This is a genomic window from Pseudomonas sp. NPDC089569, from assembly GCF_050280625.1.
Taxonomy (GTDB): Bacteria; Pseudomonadota; Gammaproteobacteria; order Pseudomonadales; family Pseudomonadaceae; genus Aquipseudomonas.
Map to the genome: position 1 here is coordinate 49,415 of NZ_JBNNVQ010000005.1, position 25,960 is coordinate 75,374.

At 63.8% G+C, this 25,960-nt stretch carries 20 protein-coding genes; 13 read left to right on the forward strand and 7 right to left on the reverse strand.

The window, feature by feature from the left end; genetic code table 11:
• The first annotated feature begins 2 nt into the window (after positions 1–2).
• The 4 genes from ACQKP2_RS04175 to ACQKP2_RS04190 all read left to right on the forward strand — a co-directional run bounded on the left by ACQKP2_RS04175 (position 3) and on the right by ACQKP2_RS04190 (position 6,243).
• Entirely contained in the window at positions 3–2,426 is a 2,424-nt protein-coding gene (locus ACQKP2_RS04175) for an efflux RND transporter permease subunit (RefSeq protein WP_427574586.1), read from the forward strand.
• A 181-nt stretch (positions 2,427–2,607) separates the two neighbouring features.
• Positions 2,608–3,843, forward strand: coding sequence for a helix-turn-helix transcriptional regulator (locus tag ACQKP2_RS04180; RefSeq protein ID WP_427574588.1), 1,236 nt, complete (start codon positions 2,608–2,610; stop codon positions 3,841–3,843).
• 787 nt (positions 3,844–4,630) lie between these two features.
• Positions 4,631–5,398 (forward strand): SDR family oxidoreductase, encoded by a 768-nt coding sequence (locus ACQKP2_RS04185; protein ID WP_427574590.1) that lies wholly within the window; start codon positions 4,631–4,633, stop codon positions 5,396–5,398.
• 11 nt (positions 5,399–5,409) lie between these two features.
• Entirely contained in the window at positions 5,410–6,243 is an 834-nt protein-coding gene (locus ACQKP2_RS04190; RefSeq protein ID WP_427574591.1) for an SDR family NAD(P)-dependent oxidoreductase, read from the forward strand.
• Between the two features lie 172 nt (positions 6,244–6,415).
• Here ACQKP2_RS04190 and dmpG read toward each other — a convergent pair whose 3' ends face one another.
• The 4 genes from dmpG to ACQKP2_RS04210 all read right to left on the reverse strand — a co-directional run bounded on the left by dmpG (position 6,416) and on the right by ACQKP2_RS04210 (position 10,066).
• Positions 6,416–7,444 (reverse strand): 4-hydroxy-2-oxovalerate aldolase, encoded by a 1,029-nt coding sequence (dmpG, locus tag ACQKP2_RS04195; protein WP_427574592.1) that lies wholly within the window; start codon positions 7,442–7,444, stop codon positions 6,416–6,418.
• A gap of 10 nt (positions 7,445–7,454) precedes the next feature.
• The gene (locus tag ACQKP2_RS04200) at positions 7,455–8,381 is read right to left on the reverse strand and encodes an acetaldehyde dehydrogenase (acetylating) (RefSeq protein WP_427574593.1); all 927 of its coding nucleotides are present in this window, start codon (positions 8,379–8,381) and stop codon (positions 7,455–7,457) included.
• A gap of 46 nt (positions 8,382–8,427) precedes the next feature.
• The gene (locus ACQKP2_RS04205; protein WP_427574594.1) at positions 8,428–9,219 is read right to left on the reverse strand and encodes a fumarylacetoacetate hydrolase family protein; all 792 of its coding nucleotides are present in this window, start codon (positions 9,217–9,219) and stop codon (positions 8,428–8,430) included.
• A gap of 73 nt (positions 9,220–9,292) precedes the next feature.
• Positions 9,293–10,066 carry a glucose 1-dehydrogenase gene (locus ACQKP2_RS04210; RefSeq protein WP_427574595.1) on the reverse strand — a complete coding sequence of 258 codons (774 nt, stop codon included), beginning with the start codon at positions 10,064–10,066 and terminating at the stop codon, positions 9,293–9,295.
• Positions 10,067–10,782: 716 nt separating this feature from the next.
• Between ACQKP2_RS04210 and ACQKP2_RS04215 the strand changes: the two genes are divergently transcribed.
• The 6 genes from ACQKP2_RS04215 (at position 10,783) to ACQKP2_RS04240 (ending at position 18,786) form a co-directional block, all read left to right on the forward strand.
• Positions 10,783–11,136 carry a DUF6124 family protein gene (locus tag ACQKP2_RS04215; protein WP_427574597.1) on the forward strand — a complete coding sequence of 118 codons (354 nt, stop codon included), beginning with the start codon at positions 10,783–10,785 and terminating at the stop codon, positions 11,134–11,136.
• A 665-nt stretch (positions 11,137–11,801) separates the two neighbouring features.
• Positions 11,802–12,989, forward strand: coding sequence for an acyl-CoA dehydrogenase family protein (locus tag ACQKP2_RS04220; RefSeq protein ID WP_427574598.1), 1,188 nt, complete (start codon positions 11,802–11,804; stop codon positions 12,987–12,989).
• Positions 12,990–13,068: 79 nt separating this feature from the next.
• Positions 13,069–14,091, forward strand: a complete 1,023-nt coding sequence (locus tag ACQKP2_RS04225) for a 2Fe-2S iron-sulfur cluster-binding protein (RefSeq protein WP_427574600.1) — start codon at positions 13,069–13,071, stop codon at positions 14,089–14,091.
• Between the two features lie 32 nt (positions 14,092–14,123).
• Positions 14,124–15,740, forward strand: a complete 1,617-nt coding sequence (locus ACQKP2_RS04230; RefSeq protein WP_427574602.1) for a FadD3 family acyl-CoA ligase — start codon at positions 14,124–14,126, stop codon at positions 15,738–15,740.
• A gap of 93 nt (positions 15,741–15,833) precedes the next feature.
• Positions 15,834–17,480, forward strand: a complete 1,647-nt coding sequence (locus ACQKP2_RS04235; RefSeq protein ID WP_427574604.1) for a DUF1302 domain-containing protein — start codon at positions 15,834–15,836, stop codon at positions 17,478–17,480.
• A 73-nt stretch (positions 17,481–17,553) separates the two neighbouring features.
• The gene (locus tag ACQKP2_RS04240) at positions 17,554–18,786 is read left to right on the forward strand and encodes an NADH:flavin oxidoreductase (RefSeq protein WP_427574605.1); all 1,233 of its coding nucleotides are present in this window, start codon (positions 17,554–17,556) and stop codon (positions 18,784–18,786) included.
• Between the two features lie 538 nt (positions 18,787–19,324).
• Here the strand turns inward: ACQKP2_RS04240 and ACQKP2_RS04245 are convergent.
• The gene (locus ACQKP2_RS04245; RefSeq protein WP_427574607.1) at positions 19,325–20,158 is read right to left on the reverse strand and encodes an alpha/beta fold hydrolase; all 834 of its coding nucleotides are present in this window, start codon (positions 20,156–20,158) and stop codon (positions 19,325–19,327) included.
• 396 nt (positions 20,159–20,554) lie between these two features.
• Between ACQKP2_RS04245 and ACQKP2_RS04250 the strand changes: the two genes are divergently transcribed.
• Genes ACQKP2_RS04250 through ACQKP2_RS04260 form a run of 3 tightly spaced genes read left to right on the forward strand, consistent with a single transcriptional unit; the run spans position 20,555 to position 22,712 of the window.
• A complete protein-coding gene (locus ACQKP2_RS04250) occupies positions 20,555–21,289 on the forward strand; it encodes an SDR family NAD(P)-dependent oxidoreductase (RefSeq protein WP_427574608.1) in 735 nt (244 codons plus the stop codon).
• A 14-nt stretch (positions 21,290–21,303) separates the two neighbouring features.
• Complete coding sequence (locus ACQKP2_RS04255) at positions 21,304–22,077, forward strand: SDR family NAD(P)-dependent oxidoreductase (RefSeq protein WP_427574610.1); 774 nt, start codon at positions 21,304–21,306, stop codon at positions 22,075–22,077.
• Positions 22,077–22,712: a nuclear transport factor 2 family protein gene (locus ACQKP2_RS04260; protein ID WP_427574611.1), complete on the forward strand. Its 636-nt coding sequence runs from the start codon at positions 22,077–22,079 to the stop codon at positions 22,710–22,712. The genes ACQKP2_RS04255 and ACQKP2_RS04260 overlap by 1 nt, the downstream gene beginning before the upstream one ends.
• A 628-nt stretch (positions 22,713–23,340) precedes the next feature.
• Here ACQKP2_RS04260 and ACQKP2_RS04265 read toward each other — a convergent pair.
• Both ACQKP2_RS04265 and ACQKP2_RS04270 read right to left on the reverse strand, forming a co-directional pair.
• On the reverse strand, positions 23,341–24,534 hold the full coding sequence (locus ACQKP2_RS04265; RefSeq protein WP_427574613.1) for an acyl-CoA dehydrogenase family protein: 1,194 nt from the start codon (positions 24,532–24,534) through the stop codon (positions 23,341–23,343).
• Positions 24,531–25,703 carry an acyl-CoA dehydrogenase family protein gene (locus ACQKP2_RS04270; RefSeq protein ID WP_427574614.1) on the reverse strand — a complete coding sequence of 391 codons (1,173 nt, stop codon included), beginning with the start codon at positions 25,701–25,703 and terminating at the stop codon, positions 24,531–24,533. Before ACQKP2_RS04270 ends, ACQKP2_RS04265 begins: the two co-directional genes overlap by 4 nt.
• Between the last annotated feature and the right edge of the window lie 257 nt (positions 25,704–25,960).

Consider the following 25,960-nt stretch of genomic DNA (forward strand, 5'->3'; position numbering starts at 1 on the left):
CAATGAATCAAGGTAAACACTGGGTGACGCGCTGCGTCGATACATGTGCGGACCAGCTGATGGCCTGGCGCAAGGGACTGCTGGCGCTGTTTGTCCTGGTGACGCTGGGCCTGGGCTACAGCGCCACCCACACGCAACTGGACCCGGGGTTCAACAAACAGATCCCGGTGCGCCATGAATACATGGTGAATTTTCTCAAGTTCAGTCGTTACTTCACCGGTGCCAACCGCTTCCTGGTGAGCGTGCGCTGGAAAGGCGAGGGTGACATCTATAACGCCGAGTACCTCGATACCCTGCGCAAGGTCACTGATGACGTGTTTTTCATCTCCGGGGTCAGCCGCCCCAGCGTGACATCGCTGTTCACCGCCAACGTGCGCTACATCGAAATCACCGAAGAAGGATTCTTTGGCGACGTGGTGGTGCCACCACGCTTCAGCGGTACGCCCGAGGACCTGGCGCAGGTGCGCAGCAACACGGCCGCCTCCGGGCAGGTCGGTCGCCTGGTGGCCAACGACCTGAAGTCGGCCATGGTCCGCGCCGACCTGCAAGACACGGACCCCAAGACCGGCCAGCCGGTGTCTTACGTCGACATCGCCAAGCATCTGGAAGAAATCCGCGCCAAGTACAACAGCCCCGACATCGAGATCAACATCGTCGGCTTCGCCAAACTGGTGGGCGATGTGGTCGAAGGCCTGAACACGGTGATCGGTTTCTTCGTCGTGGCTTTCGTGATCACCGGGTTGTTGCTGTGGCTGTACTCCCGTTCGCTGCGCCTGACGGTCGTGGCGTTGCTGGTGGCGTTGCTGCCGGTGGTGTGGCTGCTGGGGCTGTTGCCGCTGCTGGGGCTGGGCATCGATCCGATGTCGATCCTGGTGCCGTTCCTGATTTTCTCCATCGGCGTGTCCCATGCGGTGCAGATGACCAACGCCTGGAAGCAGGACGTGCTGGCCGGCAGCACCTCCAGGCAAGCGGCACGCTCGGCGTTCTGCAAGATCTTCATTCCCGGCTCCCTGGCCTTGCTGATGAACGCCCTGGGGTTCGCGGTGATCATGCTGATCGACATTCCCATCGTCCACGAACTGGGGGTGACGGCCTGCATCGGCGTGATGCTGATGATCATCACCAACAAACTGATGCTGCCGATCATCATTTCCTACCTGCGCCTGGAACCTGCGTTGTTGCGCCGGGCGCAATCGCGGCCGGCGGGCAAGCATCGCCTGTGGTGGCGCCTGTCGGCGCTGGCCGAGCCGGGACCGGCGCTGGCGGTGTTTGCCTTCAGCCTGTTGTTGCTGCTGGCCGGGGCGTACAAGGCGCGCGACCTGGCGGTGGGCGATATCGGCGCCGGCGCGCCGGAGTTACGGGCCGATTCGCGCTACAACCTGGACAACGGCAAGATCATCGGCAGCTATTCCATCGGGCTCGATGTGCTGTCGGTGTTCGTGCAGGTCAAGGGGGTGGAAGAAGGCTGCCTGTCGCCTGCCGTGATGCGAGCCGTGGAAGCGTTCGATTTCCGCATGCGCACGGTATCGGGCGTGCAATCGATCCAGAGCGTGGCGGACATGGGCAAGCGGGTGATCGCCGGCAATAACGAAGGCAACCCGCGCTGGGCGGCGATTCCAGGTTCGTCCCGTGGGCTGAGCCAGGGCGCGCGCGCCTACATGCCCGATGACGGACTGGTGACCGACGGCTGCCAGCAGATGCAGATCCTGGTGTTCCTGGCCGATCACGAGGGCAGCACCCTCAGCCATGTCATCGGTGAAGCCAAGCGGATCATTGCCGAGGTCGGCTCGCCGCAAGTCGAATTCCTCCTGGCCGGTGGCAACGGTGGCGTGATGGCGGCCTCCAACGAGGCCGTCAAGCGTGCCGAAATCATCATGCTGGGAGCGCTGTTCGGTTCGGTGGCGCTGTTTTGCTGGCTGACCTTCCTGTCGATCCGCGCGGTACTGTGCATTCTGGTGCCACTGGCGATTGTGGCGATCCTGTGCAATGCACTGATGACGCTGCTCGGGATCGGCCTGAAGGTCGCCACCTTGCCGGTGATGGCGCTCGGGGTGGGTGTGGGCGTGGACTACGGCATCTACCTGTACGAGCGCATCCAGCACGAAATGCTGCGTGGCGCCAACCTGCGCGAGGCGTTCTACCAGGCCATGTGCCAACGCGGCACGGCGGCGGTGTTCACGGCCGTGACCATGTCCATTGGCGTGTGCACCTGGGCCTTCGCGCCGCTGAAGTTCCAGGCCGACATGGGCGTGCTGTTGTCGTTCATGTTCCTGGTCAACGTGCTGGGGGCGATTTTCCTCCTGCCGGCCCTGGCGGCCTGGTTCAATCGCGGGCGACCGCTGGTCACCGAACGGCTGCGCCAGCCGGCGGCACCACAAGGCCAGTTCCGGCTCAAAAGCAGCCCGGCGGCCCGTGATCGCCAATAGCGGAAAATAAACCTGCCGTGCCTATTGTGGAGTCGGCAAGCGATAGGGACACTGAGGCGCGGCCCCATCGCAGGGCATGCAGGCAAATTGCAATCCAGAGGGGGAATCCCGATTCCCCCCAGCCGAAATTATAAAAATAACAAGGGAAGGGCACCGTCCTTACCCGAGCGAGGAGAAGACTATGCAAGATGTTGTCTTGACCACTGAAGCGCTGGCGAGTCTTGGCCTGGACCTTACGCGCTTCAGCCAGTTGGTGGGCGAAGTCTACGAAGGCGCCCTGGATCCGAAATTGATGGCCAACGCCCTCAAGAGCTTCCTCAAACTCTACGATGCCAATTACGTCACCCTGATCCTGCGGGTGCCGGACCAGCCCGACATGGGCGTGATGATCATCGCCGGCGATATCGAAGGCGCCGGTGATGTCGCCTACATGACCTACCCGCAGACCAACACGCCGTTCACCAACCAGCCGCTGGATACAGTGTTCACCGTCGACGACGTGATGACGTCCACTGAGTGGGAACACAGCGCCTACTTCAAGGCATTCTGCGGACCCAACGACGTCTACCACGTGATGGGCACCGACATTTCCACCCCGGACGGCGGCAAGTTGCGTTTTCGCATCACCCGGCCCAAACGCCTGCCTAATTTCTGCGCCAACGAGCGGGCGCTGTGTGCCATGTTCATACCGCACCTGCGCCGGGCGTTGCAGATGCACAACCTGCTCGATCGCAGCGAATCGCTCAGCGAGTTGTATTCCCAGGCCATCAGCCGCCTGTCGGTGGCCACCCTGGTGCTCGACGAGAGTGGCAGCGTATTGCGCGTCAACCCGGTGGCCCAGGAGATCCTCGCCCGTTCCGATGGCCTGAAGCTTGTGGGCGGACGGCTGGAAGCGACCTACCCCAGCGACAACCGCGAGCTGCAACGGCTGATTCGCGGCGCATTCTCCCCCGATGCCCCGAAAAGTGCCGAAGCCATGTCGGTGACCCGCCCCTCGGGATTGGTCAATCTGGGCGTGGTGGTGGAATCGATTCCATCGCTGGACTGGGCCGAGGAGAAAAACCAGCCGGCGGCGCTGGTGTACATCCGCGATGCGGCGAGCAAATCCCTGGCCAGCGAAGTGGTGACCAAGCAATTGTTCAACCTGACCAAGGCCGAAACCGCCCTGGCCATGGAGCTGGCCAACGGTTTGTCACTGGAGGAAGCTGCCGAGGTCTTGAACATCCGGCGCAACACCGCGCGGGCGCACTTGCGTTCGATCTTCTCCAAGACCGGTGTACGGCGCCAGACCGAGCTGGTGCGCATCCTGCTCAACAGCGTGGTGGCCCTGGGCAAACCCAGGCTGTCCTTGAAAATGGCCGAAAAAATCAAGGTACCACCGCCGCAACTGGCCGAGCCGATGTATCGCCAGGCCTGAGTCCGGTTCGACAGTTACACCGCGGTGCCCGGTTCGCCTGTAGGAGCCAGGCTCGCCGGCGAAGAACGGTAACGCGGTGCAGCAGATACACCGCAGCGCTCCGCTTCGCCTGTAGGAGCCAGGCTTGCCGGCGAAGAACGATAACGCGGTGCAGCAGATACACCGCAGCGTTCCGTTCGCGGGCAAGCCTCGCTCCTACGGGCGAAAAACGATAACGCGGTGCGACAGACACACCGCGGCGTCCGGTTCGCCTGTAGGAGCCAGGCTTGCCGGCGAAGAACGATAACGCGGTGCGACAGATGCACCGCGACGCCTGGTTCGCCTGTAGGAGCCAGGCTTGCCGGCGAAGAACGATGACGCAGTGCGACAGACACACCTCGGTGCCTGGTTCGCGGGCAAGCCTCGCTCCTACAGGCGAAGAACGATAACGCGGTGTGACAGATGCACCGCGGCGTCCGGTTCGCCTGTAGGAGCCAGGCTTGCCGGCGAAGAACGATGACGCAGTGCGACAGACACACCTCGGTGCCTGGTTCGCGGGTAAGCCTCGCTCCTACAGGCGAAGAACGATAACGCGGTTCCGACAGGCAAACCGCGGCGTCTGGTTCGCGGGCGAGCCTCGCTCCTACAGGGCGAAGAACGAAAACGCGGTGCCACAGTTGCACCGCGGCGCCTGGTTCGCAGGACCGCCACACCACTCGCTCCTGCAAAGCGTTTTTTAGTCCGCACAGACGATGCCGTCCCGCGATCGCCCTGCCGATACTGGGCGGACCTATCACGGAGAACCATCATGCCTGTTACAGCCATCACCGGAAGTGCCTCGGGAATCGGGGCCGCTGTCTCCACCGCCATGCGTGCCGCCGGGCACCAGGTTATCGGTATCGATCGCAGCAACGCCGAAGTGATCGCCGACCTGTCCACGCCCCAGGGCCGTGACGCGGCGATCACCCAAGTGCTCGAACTCAGCGGCGGCGTTCTCGACGGCCTGATCTGCTGCGCCGGCGTCGGCGTCACCGCGCCCAGCTGCGGCCTGATCCTGGCGGTCAACTACTTTGGCGTCAGCCAGTTGCTGGACGGCCTGCACGGGGCGCTCGCCAAGGGCCAACACCCGGCGGCGCTGGTGATCGGCTCGGTGGCGGCCACGCATTCCGGGCCCGACGGCCAGCCGATGATCGAACTGATGATTGCCGGTGATGAGGCCCGTGCGCTGGAAGCGGCCAATGCCCTGGGCCAGCCCCATGTCGCCTATGCCGCCTCCAAGTACGCCATCAGCCGCCATGCCCGAAGCCTGGCCGTGAGCTGGGGCCAGCGCGGCCTGCGCTTGAACGTGGTGGCGCCGGGCGCGGTACAGACTCCGCTGCACCAGGCTTCGCTGGACGATGCGCGCTTTGGCAAGTCGACCCGCGAATTCGTCGCACCACTGGGGCGCGCCGGGGAGCCTGCGGAAATTGCCTCGGTGGTGGCTTTTCTGCAATCGCCACAAGCCTCGTTCATCCATGGCAGCGTGATCTTCGTCGATGGCGGCATGGACGCCATGGTCCGCGCCCCACGCTTCTGACAGGAACCGCTATGAACAAAGTGGCATTCATCACGGGCGCCAGCCGGGGTATCGGCCGTGAGGCGGCGCTGGCATTCGCCCGCGCCGGTTTCGACCTGGCCATCAGCGCCCGCACCCTCAATGAGGGCGAACAGCATGAGCATGCCCTGCGCGATGCCGATGGGGCGCCGTTGGCCGGCAGCCTCAACGGCACTGCCCAAGCATTGCGCGATCTCGGCTGTCGGGTGTTGGTCGTGCCGATGGACCTGCTCGACAGCGACTCGGCCCTGGCTGCCTGTGAGGCGGTACTGGCCGAGTACGGGCGCATCGACGTGCTGATCAACAATGCGATCTACCAGGGCAGCGACCTCAACGCCGGGTTCATGGATCTGCAGGCTAGGACCCTGGAGCGGATGTTTCTGGGGTATATCCTCACGCCGTTCCTGCTGACACGGGCGGTGGCCGAGCACATGGTGGCGCGCGGTGGCGGGGTGGTGATCAACGTCACCTCCGGCGCCGGCGAAAGCGATCCGCCGGTGGCGGCAGGCAAGGGTGGCTGGGGGTATGCCTATGGCGCGGGCAAGGCGGCGGTGTCGCGACTGTCCGGGGTATTGACCACGGAACTGGGCGAGGTGGGCGTACGTGCCTACACCTTGAATCCGGGCGTCGTCACCACCGAAGCCCTCAGGGCCACCATCGGCGACAAAGGCCTGATCGCCCTGCGTGCCGGCAGTGCGCCGCCCCAGGTACCGGCAGCCGTGATGTTATGGCTGGCCACCGCCGAACAGGCACCACAGTTCCAGCGTCGCACCATCGCCGCCCAGCCGTTTGCGCTGGAGCACGGGATAGTCGCCGACTGGCGCTGATTCATTCCCGTTAACCCGATCACCTGTAGGAGCCAGGCTTGCCGGCGAAGAACGATGACGCGGTTCCGACAGGTACACCGCGGTGTCTAGGTTCGCGGGCAAGCCTCGCTCCTACGGGGGGGGACGATGACGCAAATGATCGCTCCCGGACCTCAGGAGCGATCTTTTGCCTTTAACCCTGCCGGCGCTGGCGGGCGAGGGTCATGGCGGTGTCTTCGATCATGTCTTCCTGGCCGCCGACCATGCCACGCCGGCCCATCTCGACCAGGATTTCCCGCGCCGACACACCGTATTTCTTCTCGGCACGCTTGGCGAACAGCAGAAACGAGCCATAGACCCCGGCATAGCCCATGGTCAGGGCATCGCGGTCGCTGCGGATCGGGAAGTCCATGATCGGCACCACCAGGTCTTCGGCCACGTCCTGGATGCCGAACACGCTGACACCGGTGTCGATGCCCATGCGATCACAGACCGCCACCAGCACTTCCATCGGCGTGTTGCCGGCGCCGGCGCCGAGGCCTGCGCAGGCGGCGTCGATCCGGTTGGCGCCGGCGGCAATCGCGGCAATGGAGTTGGACACGCCCATCGACAGGTTGTGGTGGCCGTGGAAGCCGATTTCGGTCTGCGGCTTGAGCGCTGCGCGCATGGCCGCCACGCGGGCGCTGACGTCGTGGGGGAGCAGGTAGCCCGCCGAATCGGTCAGGTAAATGCAGTTGGCGCCATAGCTCTCCATCAGCAAGCCTTGCTTGACCAGGCCTTCTGGGCTGTTCATGTGGGCCATCATCAGGAAACCGACGGTGTCCATGCCCAGGTTGCGAGCGTGGGAGATGTGCTGCTCGCTGACATCGGCCTCGGTGCAGTGGGTGGCCACACGAATGGTATTGACCCCCAGTTCATGGGCCATTTTCAGGTGATCGACGGTGCCGATGCCCGGCAGCAGCAAGGCCGATACCTTGGCCTTTTTCATCAGCGGGATCACCGCCGACAAATATTCTTCGTCGGTGTGGGCCGGGAAACCGTAGTTCACCGAACTGCCGCCCAGGCCATCACCGTGGGTGACTTCGATCAGCGGCACGCCGGCCGCGTCGAGGCCGCAGGCGATGTCTTTCATCTGTTGCAGGCTGATCTGGTGACGCTTGGGGTGCATGCCGTCGCGCAGGCACATGTCGTGAACGGTGATGCTTTTACCCTGCAGGTCCATGGTCGGCTCCTTATGCGTGTGCGGTTTGCGCGGTAGCGGTCAGCGTCAGCTCACCCTTGAGGATCTCCTCGGCGAACATCTCGGCAGTGCGTGCAGCGGCGGCGGTCATGATGTCGAGGTTGCCGGCGTACTTGGGCAGGTAATCTCCCAGGCCTTCGACCTCCATGAACACTGAAACCCGGTTGTCTTCGAACACCGGGCCGTTGACCAGCTTGTAGCCGGGCACATAGCGCTGCACCTGGCGGATCATGGCCTCGATGGCGGCAGTGATGGCCGGCTGGTCGGGCTCGCCGGCGGTCAGGCAGTGCACGGTGTCGCGCATGATCAGCGGCGGTTCCGCAGGGTTAATGACGATGATCGCCTTGCCTTTTTTCGCGCCGCCGACTTTTTCTATCGCGCTGGCCGTGGTGCGAGTGAACTCGTCAATGTTCTTGCGCGTGCCGGGGCCGACCGATTTCGAGGCGGCGGTGGCGATGATTTCCGCGTACTCCACGGGTTGCACACTGGACACCGCAGCCACCAGCGGGATGGTGGCCTGGCCGCCGCAAGTGACCATGTTGACGTTCATCACGCCCTGGCCCAATTGCGCCTTGAGGTTCACCGGCGGCACGCAGTAGGGGCCGATGGCCGCCGGCGTCAGGTCGATCATCAACACGCCCAGGGCATTGAGTTTTTGCGAGTTCTGCGCGTGCACGTAGGCCGAGGTGGCGTCGAAGGCGATCTGGATTTCATCTTCGAGGACATGGGGCAGCAACCCGTCGACGCCGTCGGCGGTGGTTTTCAGGCCCAGCTCGCGGGCCCGCGCCAGGCCCTCGGAGGTGGCGTCGATGCCGACCATCCACACCGGTTCCAGCACCTCGCTGCGCTTGAGTTTGTACAGCAGATCGGTGCCGATGTTGCCCGGCCCGATCAGCGCGCATTTGATCTTTTTGCTCATGGTCTTTGGCTCCTGGGAAGGGAGAGAGGAGGGGTGTAAAAGGGCATCAGGGAACAAACCGCAGGCTGGCTTTGCCCAGGCCGCTCATGGACAGGCTGATGCGGTCGCCGGCGACCACGGGCACCAGCGGCGCCAGGGCGCCGGACAGAATGATTTCGCCACGGCGGAAAGGAATGCCCAGTTCACCCAGGGTATTGGCCAGCCAGGCCACCGCCGCGCAGGGATGGCCTTGTACCGCCGAGCCCAGGCCCGAGCCTGCCGGCTGGCCATTTTTCAGCAGGTGCATCTGCACGGCGGCCAGGTCCAGCGAGCGTGGATCGTGACGTTCGGTGCCGAGGGCGAAAACCCCGCAGGAGGCGTTGTCGGCCACGGTGTCCTGGATGCGGATTTGCCAGTCGTCGATCCGTGAGTCGACGATTTCGAAGCACGGTGCCACCCATTGGGTCGCGGCCAGCACGTCCTGGGCCGTGATACCGGGGCCTTGCAGATCTTCACCGAGGATAAAGGCGATTTCGCCTTCGGCCCGTGGCTGGATCAGGTTGTAGCGGGCCAGGCTGACGTCGCTGCCATCCTCGACCTGCATGGCGTTGGTGAGGAAGCCGAAGTCCGGTTGGTGGACATCGAGCATTTCCTGCACGGCGCGGCTGGTGACCCCGATTTTCTTGCCGATCACCCGCTCGCCGAGGGCTTCGCGGCGTTGCAGGAAATGCAGGGAAACCCGGTAGGCCTGCTCCAGCGTGATGTGCGGGTAGCGGCGGGTCAGGGGGGCCAGGGTCTGGCGACTGCGCAGGGCATTGAACAGCTCGTCGCCGAGCGCGTTGATCAAATGAGCGTCCATGGCGAGGGCTCCGGATGGGTGGGAAGAAAAAAGCCCGCCCCAACATCGTCAGGGGCGGGCCCAAAGGAGTCGGTCAGCCGGGCCAGACCGAGGAGTCGGCACCGCCGTCGACGTCGATGATCTTGCCGGTTACCCAGGCCGACGCCGGGCTGGCCAGGTACAGCGCGGCGGCGGCGATGTCCTGCGGGGTGCCCAGGCATTTGAGCGGGGTGTTGTTCTCCATGACTTGGCGCATGGCGGTGGGCATCACACCGTTCAGCGCCTCGGTCAGCGTGGGGCCGGGGGCGACGGCGTTGACCCGGATCTGCGGTGCGAAATCCTGGGCCAGCAGGCGGGTCAGGTGACTGAGGGCGGCCTTGGCCGTGCCATAGGCGCTGAAGTGGCGCTGGGCATAGCGCGCCGCCACCGAGCTGATATTGATGATGTTGCCGCCACCGGCCTCGCGCATCAGCGGCACGCACAATTGGCAAAAGGCGTAGCTGGTGGCGACGTTGAAGTTCAGCACCTGGGCGAACTGTTCGGCTGTCATCGCCAGCGGATCGTTGGGCCCGCCACCGCCGACGTTGTTCACCAGATGAGTGAGACGGCCCATGTGTTCGACACTGCGGCGCACCAGCGCCTGGCGTTGCTCGTCATCGTTGACGTCACAGGCGACGGCCAGGGCGCGCCGGCCCAGGCCACGGACCTCTTCGGCCACGGCCTCCACCTCGTCCAGCGAACGCGCCGAACACACCACGTCAGCGCCGGCTTCGGCATACGCCAGGGCAATCGCCCGGCCAATGCCGCGGCCGCTGCCGGTGACGATGGCGACGCTGTCGTGCATCTGGAATCGCTGCAAAATACTCATGGGCCCTGGCTCCGTGGGGCGGCTGTCGATGGGGCCACTATCGCCGTCGTGAGCTGGGCGGGCATCGTCTCAACGGACTAGCGAAGTTGGCACGCCGCCCTGCTTTTCTGTGGGAGCTGGCTTGCCAGCGATGGCGGCCGGACAGCCGACCTGATTTTGCGGATGAACTCGGTCCACTGTGGGAGCTGGCTTGCCTGCGATGGCGGCCTGGCAACCAACCTGATCTCGCGGATGTACCTCATCCAAATGTGGGAGCGAGCCTGCTCGCGATGGCGTAGTGTCAGCCAACCTCAATGTTGAATGCACAACTGTCATCGCGAGCAGGCTCGCTCCCACAAGGGCATCTGTGGTGGCTTGGGGTTGTTGTTTAAAGGCGTTTAACGTTTCTTCCTTCAAGCTACATCGCCTTGCGTAGCTGCCTACAACTACGCCAGAATCCGCCGGCTTGTGCGCCTTGTCCCTGGTCCTTATCGTTTCCGGGTCGCTGCCAATTCAGCGACCGGGTTTAGCGATCCGAACCGAACTATAGGTGCCTCAGCCTCCCGAATTCAGTGCAGTCATCTTTGTCTGCAATCTGCGTTATGGCGGCTGTGCGTGGGAGACCTTCGGGTCTACCCGGGCTTCCTGTGGCCCGGATCGCTAACCTGCGTACAGCTGCCACCTTTACTTGTTTAGCGATAGGTCATGGTGGTTCAAGTTTTCATAGGAGCTTCCCCATGTTCAAACCCACTCCCAATCCCCCGCAATCCGACGACGTTTCCCCCTACGATTCACCCCATTCAAAAACACTCCACGAAGCCGCCGACCGGGCGCTGGACTACCATCTCAACCCTGCAAAAGAACCCGTCCACCAACCCAGCACGATGTTCACCATCGTCCCCGACATCAACACCGAAACGCTGCTGGCGCACGCCTGCGAATCATTGGCGTCGGCCAGTGTGATGGCCAGCGATCTGGCCGGGTTCGTGGAGGGGCCCCAGCGCAATGCGCTTTTGGGTATCGCGCAGATCATCATGCTGGGTGAACTGGCGGTGAACCGGGCGCTGGATAATCTTGATCCGCAGGGGTAACTGCTGAACCGCGTTATCGTTAATCGCGAGCAGGCTCGCTCTCACCATTTGAACTCCGGCGAAGCAGATCTTGTGAACGACAGATGTCCAATGTGGGAGCTGGCTTGCCAGCGATGGCGGCCAGATAACCGATCAGTATTTTTGCGGACGGACTCGGTCCACTGTAGGAGCCAGGCTTGCCGGCGAACGGTCCGCCGCGGTGTTTCGGTTGCACCGCGTTATCGTTCTTCGCCGGCAAGCCTGGCTCCTACAGGCGAATCAGGACACCTCGGTGCATCTGTCGGAATCGCGTGATCGTCGTTCGCCGGCAAGCCTGGCTCCTACAGGCGAACCAGGACACCTCGGCGCATCTGTCGGAATCGCGTGATCGCCGTTCGCCGGCAAGCCTGGCTCCTACAGGCGAACCAGGACACCTCGGTGCATCTGTCGGAATCGCGTGATCGTCGTTCGCCGGCAAGCCTGGCTCCTACAGGCGAATCAGGACACCTCGGTGCATCAGTCGAAATCGCGTGATCGTCGTTCGCCGGCAAGCCTGGCTCCTACAGAGTACCCGGCGTTGTGATGCCGCCTCGCTCTAGTCCGCTTTGACGATGAACGTTTGCCCGCTCAATCCGATGATCCCTCTCAACTGGCGCAGTGGCGCATAAGATCGGGAGAATTGAGTGATGCACAGCATGCGAGAAAAGACCCAGGACGAACGTGACTTGCTGGAACGTGCGCGGAGCCTGGTGCCGGCACTCAAGGCACGCACGGCGCAGGCCGACAAGGACATGAGGGTTCCAGAGGAAAGCGTCGCCGAGCTGCAGGCCGCCGGTTTGTTGCGGGCCCTGCAGCCACGGGCGTTCGGCGGTTATGAAGTGGACCCGCGCACCTTCTTCGAAATCCAGACCATCCTCGCCGAGGGTTGCATGTCGACGGCCTGGATCTACGGTGTGATGGGCGTTCACCCCTGGCAACTGGCGCGCTACCCGGTCGAAGCGCAGCGCGAGGTCTGGGCTGATGATCACAATGCATTGATCTGCTCGACTTACATGCCGGCCGCCAAAGTCACGGTGGTCGAGGGCGGTTACCGGATCAGCGGGCGCTGGGGGTTCTCCAGTGGCAGCGAGCACTGCCAATGGGTGTTCCTGGGCGGCATCCTGCCTGCCGAGGCGGAGCTGGCCGCCGAGCACGGCACCTTCCTGCTGCCGCGCAGTGACTATCGGATCGAACACAATTGGGAGGTGCTGGGCCTGCGTGGCACCGGCAGTCATGACATTGTGGTCGAGGATGTGTTCGTTCCGGCCCATCGCGTACAGCGCACCAACAACTGGACGCTGGAAGCGACACCGGGACGCCTGGTCAACACCAACCCGATCTATGCCATCCCGTTTGCCCAGGTGTTCTCCCGCGCCGTTTCCACCTCGGCCATCGGTGCCTTGCAAGGCGCGATCAACGAGTTCAGCGCCAATGCCGCCAGCCACATCGGCAAGCACGGCGCTCATACCGCTCAGGATCCGGTGGCGCAAACGGCCGTTGCCGAAGCGATGATCACCGTCGACAGCCTGCGCCTGGTGCTGGACCGCAACTACGAGCACCTGATGAGCCTGGCCCGCGCCGGCCAGTACCCGGACACCGAAACCCGCCTGCTGTATCGCTACCAGTCCGCCTACGTGACCAATATCTGCGCCGAGCGGGTCAATGACCTGTTGCGCAGCATGGCCGCCTCGGGCCTGTACAACACCAACCCGGTGGCGCGCCTGTTCCGTGACCTGCACCAGGCTCGCGGGCATATCGCCAACAACTACATGGCGTATGGACGCAGCTACGGTGCGGTACTGATGGGCCTGCCCAACCCTGACCCGTACGTCTGAGGTCGTCACGCCGGTTCCGGCATCCCTGGGGTTACACCTGCCCGCGATACGGGGGCAGGTGGTCATGAGTACCTGAGCTATGAACAACTATCTTGCCCTGCGCGTGGCGCACGTCATCGAGGAAACCGCCGATGCGCGTTCCCTGGTTTTTGACGTGCCGGAGCATCTGGGCGAACGTTTTCGCTATCAACCCGGCCAGTTCCTGACCTTGCGCGTGCCCTTCGAGGACGGTTGGCTGCCCCGTTGCTATTCGTTGTCCAGCACACCGTTGCTGGATGAGCCGTTGCGGGTCACGGTCAAGCGCGTGCAGCAAGGGCGCGCCTCGAACTGGCTGTGCGGTGAGTTGCAGGCCGGCCAGACCCTGGAGGTGCTGCCACCGGCCGGGGTGTTCGTGCCTCGCAGCCTGGACGGCGACTTGCTGTTGTTCGGGGGCGGCAGTGGTGTCACGCCGGTGCTGTCGATCCTGCGCTCGGCGTTGCTCGCCGGGACTGGCCGTGTGTTGCTGATCTACGCCAATCGCGACGAGGCCTCGGTGATTTTCAAGGATGAACTCAAGGCCCTGGCCAGCGCTCATCCGCAGCGTCTGCAAGTCGTTCATTGGCTCGACTCGGTGCAGGGTATCCCAAGCGTCGGGCAACTGGCCGAGCTGGCGCGGCCGTTTATCGATGCCCAGGCGTTCATCTGCGGTCCGACGCCCTTCATGGATGCAGCGGTCAGCGCACTCAAGGGCCTGGGCATGCCGGACAAGCGAGTGCATGTCGAGCGCTTCGTCTCGCTGCCCGGTGAAGGCGAACTTGCCCCGGTGGCCAGCAGCGAGGCCGCCGTGGCCGCGCAGTTGGCGGTGCGCCTGGATGGCGAGGATCACCACCTGGCCTGTGACAGCGGCGAAACTGTGCTGGCGGCCATGGAGCGTGCCGGCCTCAAACCGCCCAGCGCCTGTCGAGTCGGCGGTTGCGCCTCGTGCATGTGCACGCTGGAAAGTGGCGATATCGAGTTGCTGCACAACGATGCACTGGATGCGAGCGACCTGGCCGAAGGCTGGATTCTGGCCTGTCAGGCGGTGCCCACCAGCGCGCAATTGCGCATCCGTTTTCCCGAATGATGCCTCCGAACGAAGCCCAGTCCGAGCCTACGATGAATCAGAGCCTTAACCTTGCCGAGCTCCCGAGTGCGGTCCCCACCACCCTGGCCCAATTGGTCTTCAGCAGCGCCGAACGCTTTGCCGGGCGCACGGCCATCGAAGAAAACGGCCACTGTATCGATTACGCAAGCTTGCCCGAGCGCGTCATGGGCTTTACTCGCGGCCTGATGGCGCTGGGCATCCAGGCCGGCGACCGGGTCGGTATCTGGGCGCCGAACAGCGCCGACTGGATTCTCGCGGCGCTGGGCATTCAGTGCGCCGGTGCAGTGCTGGTGCCGATCAACACGCGCATGAAAGGGGCGGAAGCCGCCGACGTGCTGGAGCGCAGCGGCTGCCGGTTGTTGTTTGTCCCGCAACGTTTTCTCGGTGTCGACTACCCGGCGCTGCTCGCTCCCCATCGTCCGGCCACTCTTGAACATCTGGTGATACTTGATGGCGAAACGCCCGGATTGGCATCGGACCTGACGCTTGAACAATTCCTGCGCGGCGCGGCGACCATCGAGGCCGACAGCGCCGTTCTCCGTGCGTTGACGGTCGAACCCGAGGCGATGTGCGACCTGTTGTTCACCTCCGGTACTACCGGCAAACCCAAGGGCGTGATGAGCGGCCATGGCCAGAACCTGCGGGCCTTCAGCGAATACGTCAAGGTCATCGGCCTGGTGCCGGGCGACCGCTACTTGATCGTCAACCCGTTCTTCCATGCCTTTGGCTACAAGGCCGGCTGGCTGACGTGCCTGATCGGCGGGGCGACCATCCTGCCCCATGCGGTGTTCGACGCAGAGGAGGTGTTCCAGCGCATCGCCCGCGAGCGCATCAGCGTGTTGCCCGGCGCGCCGACCCTGTACCTGTCGCTGCTGGCCCACCCGCGGCTCAAACAGACGGATCTGTCGAGCCTGCGCATCGCAGTCACAGGCTCGGCGAGCATCCCGCCAAGCCTGATCGAACGCATGCGCAACGAACTCGGTTTTGCCGTGGTCACCACCGCCTACGGCCTGACCGAGTGTGGCGGCCTGGCCACCATTTGCGATCCGCAGGATTCGGCGCAGGTGATCGCCACCACCAGCGGACGACCGATTGCCGGCACCGAGGTGAGCATCCGCGACCCGCACAACCAGGCGCTTGTCGCAGGGCAAACCGGCGAAATCTGCCTGCGGGGTTTTCACATCATGCAGGGCTATTTCCAGAACCCCGAAGCGACCCGCGAAGCCATCGACGCCGAAGGCTGGCTGCATACCGGCGATGTGGGGCGGCTGGATGAGGCGGGCAACCTGATCATCACCGACCGCCTGAAGGACATGTTCATCGTCGGCGGTTTCAACTGCTACCCGGCGGAGATCGAGGCGGCACTGATCAAGCACCCGGCGATTGCCCAGGTGGCCGTGATCGGCATCGCCGACGAGCGCATGGGTGAGGTCGGCTGTGCCTGCGTGGTGTTGCGCGAAGGCCAGGCGCTCGACGAGGCTCAACTGATCACCTGGAGCCGCGAACACATGGCCAATTACAAGGTGCCGCGCCAGGTGCGCTTCTTCAGTGCCTTGCCATTGAACCCTTCGAGCAAGGTCGCCAAAAACGAGCTGCGCGAGACGGTGGCCAACAGCGCCCGGGCATGACGGGCACTCATTTCACCAAACGGACGATGTGCGCAGTGCAGGCTTTTTTCATGCTGGGGCGAGGCAGGAAAAACAACAAAAAAGGAGAGGAGCATGTTTACGCGATACACCACTGCGCGCCGTCCGGGACACCTGATCGGGGGGCGGGGCCTGCTGGCGACCGCCCTCACGGTTGCAAGCACCACGATCAGCGCGGCACCAACCCTCGAACTGGGGGAAAACACCACCCTGGATTCGTCGCTGACGGTCAACTACACCGCCTCCATGCGTACCGCCAAACAGGCGCATCAGTACCTCAATGATCCGAACAATGACGACGGAACGCGCAACTTCAAGCGCGGTTCGTTGATCAACAATCGCCTGAGCCTGTTCGGCGAACTGCAACTCAAGCACGACAACCTCGGGGCGGTGCTGCGTGGCAGCGACTTCTATGACGATGTCTACAAGCGGGACAACGCCAACGACTCACCGCAGACCGTCAACAAACTCGGGGCCAATGACAGTTTCAGCGACAAGACCCGCCAGCTCAGCGGCAGCACGGTACGCCTGCTCGATGCCTATGTGTACGGCAACTTCGACGTCGGTGAAACGCAGTACCTGTCGCTCAAGGCCGGCCGGCACCTGGTGGCCTGGGGCGAGAGTCTGTTCTGGCCCAACATCAGCCAGGGCCAGGCCCCGGTGGATGCCACCAAATTCAACGTACCGGGCACCGAGGCCAAGGACTCCTACCTGCCGGTCGGGCAGGTGTCCGGCTCCTGGTCGCTCAATGAAAACCTGGCGCTGGTGGGTTTCTACCAGTACGAGTGGGAAAAGACCCAGCTCAACCCGGTGGGCGATTACTTCGGCAGCGATACCTTCGGCCCCGGTGCCCAGTTCTTTCGTCTGGGCAGCGGTGTGGTGGGTCGCCTGCCCAATGGTGTGGCGGTCGGTTACGCCGGCGAAAGGGACGCCAGCGACGGCGGTCAATGGGGGCTGGGCGTGCGCTACCGGATCACCGAAAACACTGAGATCGGGTTGTTCCATTACCGCTACAACGAGCGCGTCGGTTCCTTGTTCTTCGACTTCACCGGCACCACCCAATACTCCTCGCTCAGGAGCATCGGCCATAGCGGCGACGGGCCGACGTATCGCATGGGTTACTTCGAAGACGTCAAGCTGACGGGGATCAGTTTCAGTTCCAAGGTCGGAGATTCGGTGCAATACGCCGGCGACCTGAGTTACCGCGATGGCGCCTCGGTGTACCTGAACAACGGCGCGCCAACCACCGGGCAGATCTGGCAAGGCAACCTCAACGCCTCCTACATCCTCGGACCGAGCTTTTTGGCGCAGCAGACCACCTTCATGGGCGAGGTCGTGCACCAGCACATCGACGGGGTCGACAGCCTGACGATCACCGGTGGCGGACCGGGGGTGGACGGCACGTTCGACAAGTTCGAGTCGGCGACCCAGACCCGTGGTTCGACCCTGCTGGGCGTCGGCGCCTATATGGATTACCCGTCCGTGGCCAACGGCCTGGACCTGAGCACCCGCGTGGTATGGACGCAGAACGTCGATGGCAGCGCCTACCAGGGCCTGGGTCGAGACGAGAAGCGCCTGACGGTGGGGGGCGACTTCAAGTACCTGGGCAACCTGCAGGTCGGCATGACCTATGTGGCCTACCTGAGTTCGCCGGATGTCGCCCAGGGCCGTCTGCTGGCTGACCGCGATTACCTGTCGTTCAACGCCAAGTACACCTTCTGATGATCATGGCTGCCTCGCGATCCGGCGACGCAGCCTTCATTTTTAGCCTGATAACAATAAAGAGAGACCTGTCATGAACCAACGTCCCACACCATCACCGTTCAGCCCTGTCTCGATTGGCCCGCTGACCCTGAAAAACCGTTTTATCAAGGCGGCCACCAACGAAGGCATGAGTGCCCAGGGCGTGCCCTCCAGGCAATTGGTCAAGCTGCATTCGGCCATTACCGCAGGCGGCACGGCCCTGACTACGGTGGCTTATTGCGCAGTCAGCAGCGATGGCCGCACCTTGCCCAACCAGTTGATCCTCGCCCCCTCCAGCCTGCCGCACTTCAAGGCCCTGACGGATGCCGTGCACCAGAGCGGTGGCCTGGCCAGCGCGCAGATTACCTATGGCGGTTGCTTTACCTTCATCCGCGAGCGCTCGACCAAACGTCCTCTGTCGGCCAGCGGCGGTTTCAACAAGATCGGCATGATGAGCGGCATGTTCTTCAAGCAGGCGATGAACGAAGCCGACATGCAGCAAGTGGTGCGCGATTTCGCGCAGGGTGCGCGCCTGGCGCGCCAGGCGGGTTTCGATGCCGTGGAAATCCACATGGGCCATGGCTACTTGCTCAGCCAGTTCATTTCGCCGATGTACAACAAGCGCCGCGATCAGTACGGCGGCAGCCTGGAGAATCGCCTGCGCTTCCCGCGCCGGGTGCTGCGCGCGGTGCTGGATGCGGTGGGCCAGGAGATGGCGGTGATCTGCAAGTACAGCATCACCGAAGGCGTGCGCGCCGGTAACAGCGCCGAGGACGGGGCGAAGATCGCCCGCATGCTGGAGGAGGAGGGCGCGCACCTGCTGGTGCTCAGCGCCGGGATGAACGCCGAGTCGATCACCACCATGTTCGGCTCGTCCTTCCCCAAGGAAAACCGCGTGCAGCAGAAGAACCCGGTGATCGCACTGGCCATGGCGATCCAGCGCCGCACCCAGCCGGCGGTGGAGTTTCGCGAACTGTATCTGCTGGAGCATGCACGCAAGGTGCGCGCTGCGGTGAAGATGCCGCTGGCGTACCTTGGCGGGGCAAAGAGTCTGGCGAGCATCGAGCAAGTCATGGCCGAGGGCTTCGACCTGGTGGCCATGGGACGGGTGTTGCTGGCGGAACAGGACTACGTCAACAAACTCGCCAGCGGTGCCAGCCGCGATTCGATCTGCACTGCCTGCAACCGCTGCGTGGCCATGATGTACACCCCTGGCGGCACCTCCTGTGTATTGGGTCAACCGGGCGACGCCGAGTTGAACCGCCAGCCGGCGGCGGGGCGCTAAATCAACTCACACCGCGGTGTACCTGCTGCACCGCGTTATCGTTCGCTGCCTGTAGGAGCGAGGCTCGCCCGCGAATCAGGCGCTGCGGTGTATCTGTCGCACCGCGTTATCGTTTTTCGCCTGTAGGAGCGAGGCTTGCCCGCGAACCGGACGCCGCGATGTACCTGTTGCACCGCGTTATCGTTCTTCGCCTGTAGGAGCGAGGCTAGCCCGCGAACCAGACACCGCGATGTATCTGTCCTACCGCGTCATCGTTCTTCGCCGGCAAGCCTGGCTCCTACAGGCGAACCAGACGCTACGGTGTATCTGCTGCACCGCGTCATCGTTGTTCGCCTGTAGGAGCGAGGCTAGCCCGCGAACCGGACGCCGCGGTGTATCTGTCGCACCGCGTTATCGTTCTTCGCCGGCAAGCCTGGCTCCTACAGGCGAACCAGACGCTGCGGTGTATCTGCTGCACCGCGTTATCGTTCTTCGCCGGCAAGCCTGGCTCCTACAGGCGAAGCAGACACCGCGGTGTATCCGTTGCACCGCCTACAGATCAGCCGTGTTGCAGGAAGTCGATGCAGCTGCGGTTGAACAGTTCGCGGTGTTCCACCTGGACCCAGTGCCCGCAACGGTTGAGCACAATGAAGCGGGCGTTCGGCGCGCCGTCGATGATGCGCTGGGCGCCGCTGACCGGATTGAAGTGATCGTCGCTGCCCCAGAAGCCGAAGATCGGGCACTGGATTTCGCCCAGGCGCGCTTCCATGTTCGGCACCATCATTGTGCTGAACAGGTTTTTCGGCTGGGTCACGGCCACCGCCACGCGCTCTTGCAACAGGCTTTCCGGCAGGATCGAATCATCGAACAGCTGCAGGCGCATCATGGCGCGCATTTCCTCCATGCCGATGGGGCCTGCGTTGAACAGGGTGACCATGCGCACGATGCCTTGCATCTTGAAGTAGGTCTCGCGCTCTTCGACACCGCCGGGTGCCAGCAGGATCAGGCTCTGGGGCAGCTGCGGCAGGCGCAGGGCCAGGCCCAGGGCAATCGCGCCCCCCAGCGAGTTACCCAGCAGCGTGCAACGCTGCACACCGATGGCTTCCAGAAATGCCGCCACACAATCGACGAAGAAATCCAGGTGGTACTGCACGTCTTCGGGTTTGTCCGAGCGGCCGAAACCCGGCAAGTCGAGCAGGATGTTGCGATAGCCGGCGGCGACAAACTGCGGGTAGTTGCCCTTGAAGTTACTGAAGCCGCTGGCGCCCGGGCCGCTGCCGTGCAGCCACAGCACCACGGGGCCCGTGCCCTCATCCAGGTAGTGCAGGCGCAGGCCGTTGGGCAGGGTCGCGTAATGGCCGACGGGCAGAGGCAGGTCTACGGATTGGTTCATGGGGTTCTCCATTGTCTGCGAAATCATCAAGCGCACCCGCGCCAGGCGCTGCTGCAAGTCGAAGGGGAACGCTGCACCTGGCGGGATACGCACCCTGCGCATGCTGGGGCTCTGGCGGGGCTGTTCACATCGTCCGTTCAGACCACGCGGCCCTTCGGGTTGTGCCTTCAAGCGGGCCTGGCTGCGTTGCAGGCCTTGGAAAGGGAGCAACCATTCCCAGCGACCTGCGCCATGCCTGGCGCGCTTCAAGGCGACAACGCGGCGGGGAAACCAATTGAGAACGCCCCCTAGTCCCCTCGGACGATGTCCGCCATGGCACTTGCCGCTAATCATTCGGGGACGGTCCCGTTGCACGGGCAGCGGGGTCGCAGCGTATTTGCACACTCGGAGATCGCTATGAAGTTACTCAATAAGGTGGCCTTTGTGACCGGCGCCGGGCAGGGCATGGGCCAGGCTATCGTGCGTGGTTTTGTCGCCGAAGGCGCCAACGTGGTCGCTGTCGACCTGAATCAGGCGGCATTGGCGCAGAGCCTGTCCGACTTGGGCGACAAGGTGCTGGCCCTGGCCTGCAACGTCGCTGACGGAGCCTCCGTGGCCGATGCCATGGGCCAGGCCGAACAGCATTTCGGCGGTCTCGACATCCTGGTCAACAACGCGGGCGTCGGTGCGCTGGACAGCTTCCTCGAAACCCCTGACGAGAGCTGGGCGCGGGTGATCGGCGTGAACCTGGGCGGCACGTTCCTGTGTTGTCGCGAGGGCGCCAAACTGATGGTCAAGGGCGGTCGCAAGGGCGCGATCATCAACCTTTCCAGCACCGCTGCGCTGACGGGCGACGGCCCGAGCCACTACTGCGCCTCGAAAGCCGCGGTGATGGGTCTGACCCGTTCGATCGCCCGCGAACTGGCGGCCAGCGGCATACGCGTCAACACCCTGGTGCCGGGGCCGACCAACACGCCGATGATGGCCGGCATTCCCGACGACTACATGCAAACGCTGCTGAAAAACGTGCCCCTGGGCCGCATGTGCGAGACCGACGAGATCGCCCGAGTCGCCGTGTTCCTGGCCAGTGAAGACGCCAGCTTCATGACCGGGCAGAACATCGCCGTCAACGGCGGCATGGCCTTTATCTGATCAGGGAGTCACCCATGAGCAAACGTCTACAAGGAAAAATCGCCTTCGTTACCGGCGCCGGGTCCGGCATTGGCGAAGCCACCGCACTGCGATTCGCCGAAGAGGGCGCCACGGTGGTGCTGTGCGGCCGCCGCATCGAACCTCTGCAAGGCGTACAGGAAAAAATCCGTGCCCAGGGCGGACAGGCCGACATCGCCGTGGCCGATGTCAGCGACGAGCAGGCTTATGTCGATGCGCTGCAAGCCACCGCGCAGCGGCACGGGCGCCTGGACATCCTGGTCAACAACGCCATGGCCTACACCTGGGGTGGCATCGACACGATGACCACGGCTGACTGGCACGCCAACTTCGCCACCACCGTGGACGGCACCTTCTGGGGCACCCGCACCGCGATGCAATTGATGAAAGCGCAGGGTGGCGGATCGATCGTCAACATCGCGTCCATCTGCGGTCTGTTCGGCACCGCATGGATGGCCGGCTACTCGGCGGCGAAGGCGGCGGTGATCAACTTCAGCCGGGCGGCGGCCAGCGAGGGCGCACCGCATAACATCCGCTGCAACGTGATCATTCCGGGCGTGGTCGACACCCCGGCCACGGCGGGCATGCTGGCTGACGCCAAGACCCGCAGCAACACCGAAAAAGTGATCCCGATGAAACGGGTCGGCCTGCCGGTGGAGCTGGCCAACGCCATCGTGTTCCTGGCCAGCGATGAGGCCTCGTACGTTACCGGTGCCAGCCTGGCGGTGGATGGCGGGCGCGGTTCGGACCTGTACACGGTGCTCGACTGATGAACCAGGACACAAATGCATTGCTGGCGCGCATCGACCGCCTGGAGTCGCTGGATGCGATCCGCCAACTGGCCGGCAAATACGCCCTGGCGCTGGACATGCGCGACATGGATGCCATGGCCAACTGCTTCGCCCCGGACGTGCGTGTCGGTCGCGACAAGACGGGGCGTGCGCATCTCAAGGCCTGGCTGGACGAAACCATGCGCAAACAGTTCCACGGCACCTCTCATCACCTGGGGCAGCACATCATCGAGTTCAGCGATGCCGACCACGCCACCGGCGTGGTCTATTCGAAGAACGAGCATGAAACGGGCCCGGAGTGGGTGATCATGCAGATGCTCTACTGGGACGACTACGAGCGGATCGATGGGCGTTGGTGTTTCCGCCGCCGCCTGCCGTGCTACTGGTACGCGACCGACCTGAACAAGCCACCGATTGGCGGCTTGAAAATGCGTTGGCCGGGGCGCGAGCCTTATGCCGGCACTTTCCACGAGCTGTTTCCGTCCTGGGATGCGTTCTGGGCCCAACGCCCGGACAAGGACGCCTTGCCGCACATCGCCGAACCCGCACCGCTGGAAGGCTTTCTCACCCACCTGCGTCGCGGGGCGGGCGATCCGAAGATTCGGGTGCGTTGAGGTTTCGATAACACCGGGGGATTTTCTGTAGGAGCGAGGCTTGCCCGCGAACCAGGCGCTGCGGTGTATCTGCCGCACCGCGCCATCGTTCTTCGCCGGCGAGCCTGGCTCCTACAGGCGAACCAGGCACCGAGGTGTATCTGTTGCACCGCGTTATCGTTGTTCGCCCGTAGGAGCGAGGCTTGCCCGCGAACCAGACGCCACAATGTATCTGTCATACCGCGTCATCGTTCTTCGCCGGCGAGCCTGGCTCCTACAGGCGAACCAGGCGCCGCGGTGTATCTGTTGCACCGCGTTATCGTTGTTCGCCCGTAGGAGCGAGGCTTGCCCGCGAACCAGGCGCTGCGGTGTATCTGCCGCACCGCGTAATCGTTCTTCGCCGGCGAGCCTGGCTCCTACGGGCGAACCGGGCGCTGCGGTGTATCTGTTGCACCGCGCCATCGTTCTTCGCCCGTAGGAGCGAGGCTCGCCCGCGAACCAGACGCCACAATGTATCTGTCATACCGCGTTATCGTTGTTCGCCCGTAGGAGCGAGGCTTGCCCGCGAACCAGACACCACAATGTATCTGTCACACCGCGTCATCGTTCTTCGCCGGCAAGCCTGGCTCCTACAGGGCGGGGTGTCGTTCTAATTGGTGATCCGAGGTTCGCGTGGCATGCCCAGCGCTCGTTCGGCAATCACGTTGCGCTGGATCTCGTTGCTGCCGCCATAAATGGTGTCGGAGCGGGTGAACAGGAACAACGACTGCAGGCGGTTGAGCTGGTAGGGCTCGGCATCGAGGATTTCCGCGGCATCGCCCAGCACGTCCATGGCCAGTTTTCCCAGGTCGCGGTGCCAGTTCGACCATGCAAGCTTGTAGATCATCGCTTCACGACCGAGGTTGCCGTCCTGCGGGCCCGAGAGCATGCGCAGGGAGTTGTAGCGCAGCACTTTGAGCCCGGCCCAGGCCTGGGCGATGCGCTGGCGCAGCAGCGGGTCGCGCGCGGCGCCGTTGGCGCGGGCGATGCGGATGATTTCGTCGAGTTCGTTGTGGAACTGCATCTGCTGGCCCAGGGTGGACACGCCGCGTTCAAAGCCCAGCAGGGCCATGGCGATCTTCCAGCCGTCGCCCGGTTGGCCGATCAGGTTGTCGACGCCAGTGACGGCCTCGTCGAAGAACACCTCGTTGAATTCGCTGGTGCCGGTCAGTTGCTGGATCGGTTGCACGCCAATGCTGGCCTGGTCCATCGGCACCAGCAAAAACGATAGGCCCTGATGCCCCTGGCTGCCGGGTTCGGTGCGTGCCAGCACGAAACACCAGTCCGCTTCATGGGCCAGGGAGGTCCAGACTTTCTGCCCGCTGATCAGCCAGTTTTCGCCCGAGGCATCGAGTTTCGCCCGCGTCTGTACGTTGGCCAGGTCCGAACCCGCGCCCGGTTCCGAGTAGCCCTGGCACCAGAACTGGCTGCCGTCGAGGATGCCGGGCAACAGGCGCTGCTGTTGCTCGCGCGTGCCGAAAGCGGCGAGGGTGGGGCCGACCAGGCCTTCGCCAATATGCCCCATGCGTCCTGGCCCACCTGCACGGGCATATTCTTCGTGGAAGATCACCTGCTGGCTGATGGACAGTCCCCGGCCGCCCTGTTCCCTGGCCCAGCCGACGCCGATCCAGCCACCGGCGGCCAGTTCGCGCTCCCAGGCCTTGCGTTCCTCTGGAAAACTGTGTTCATCCCCCGGCCCGCCGCGAAAGCGCAGGGGGGCAAATTCGCCGCTCAGGTGCTCGGCCATCCACTGGGCGACTTCATCGCGGAATGCTTCGTCGGCACGACTGAAACCGATTTTCATGCTTGCTCTCCCAATAGTTGCGCGGCCAGGCGCTCACGGTGCAACGCCGGGCTGCCCAGCAGTTGCTCGCCGGCGCGGGCACGTTTGAAGTACAGGTGTGGATCGTATTCCCAGGTGAAGCCGACGCCGCCGTGCAATTGAATCGACTCGGCGGCGCAGTGGAAAAACGTCTCGCTGGCATGGATCTTCGCGGTGGCGGCCGCCAGTTCGAGTTCGCCTGCCACCGTGGCATCGCCCTCGGACGCGAGGCGTTCCTGGGCCACGCAGGCGGCGTAGTAGGCCGCCGAGCGGGCGCATTCGACTTGCAGCATCATGTCGGCGCAGCGGTGTTTGATCGCCTGGAAACTGGCAATGGTGCGTTTGAACTGCCGGCGCTCGGCAATGTAGGCCAGGGTCAGGTCCAGGGCCTGTTGCGCGCCACCGGTCTGCTCGGCGGCGAGCCCGATGGCGGCGATCAGCAGGGTATCGCGCAGCACCGCCCAGCCCAGTTCGGGACCGCAAAGTCGTTGCGCTTCGTTGACCTGCACATCCTGCAAATCGATGCGTGCCAGGCGACGGGTCTGGTCCAGGGTCGCCAGGGGCGTGCGCATCACACCCGGCGTATCGGCGGGCAGGGCGAACAGGCTGATGCCCTGAACGTCTTGAGTCCCCGGAGCGCGGGCGGCGACGATCAACAGATCCGCCGAGGCGCCATCGATGACCTGGGCGTACCGGCCATTGAGGGACCAGCCTGCGGGGCACGGTTCGGCCACGGCCTGCACGCTGCTGGCCTCAAGCCCCGGCACACTGGCGAAGGCCAGGGTTGCACGGGTTTCACCGGCGGCAATCGCCCCCAGCCAATGTTCCTGCACCGCCTCGTTATGGCCCAGCAACAGCGCCGGTGTGGCCAGGCAGGCGGTGGCGAATAGCGGTGAGCCCAGCAGGTAGCGACCGCTTTGTTCCAGCAGGATCGCCAGATCGACAAACCCCAGGCCCATCCCGCCAAAGCGCTCGGGCACCATCAGGGCCGGCCAGTACAGTTCCTGGCCGATCCGTTGCCAGACCTCGGGGTCATGGCCATCCGCGCGGCTCATGGCGGCGCGCACGGCATGCGAGTCGCTGGCCTGGGCGAGAAAACGCTCGGCGCTGTCGCGAATCATCAAGTGTTCTTCGGTAAAAGCGAACTCCATGGGGCTGTCTCTGCAAAGCGGATGAATGCTGCAGTCTGGGGCGGCGCAGGTGCTGTTCGAATCATTAAAACGGACTAGGCAGCCAAAGCGTTCTTCGCCTGTAGGAGCGAGGCTTGCCCGCGAACCAGGCGCCGCGGTGCATATGTTGTACCGCGTTATCGTTCTTCGCCGGCAAGCCTGGCTCCTACGGCGAACCAGGCGCCGCGGTGTACCTGTCGCACCGCGTTATCGTTCTTCGCCTGTAGGAGCGAGGCTCG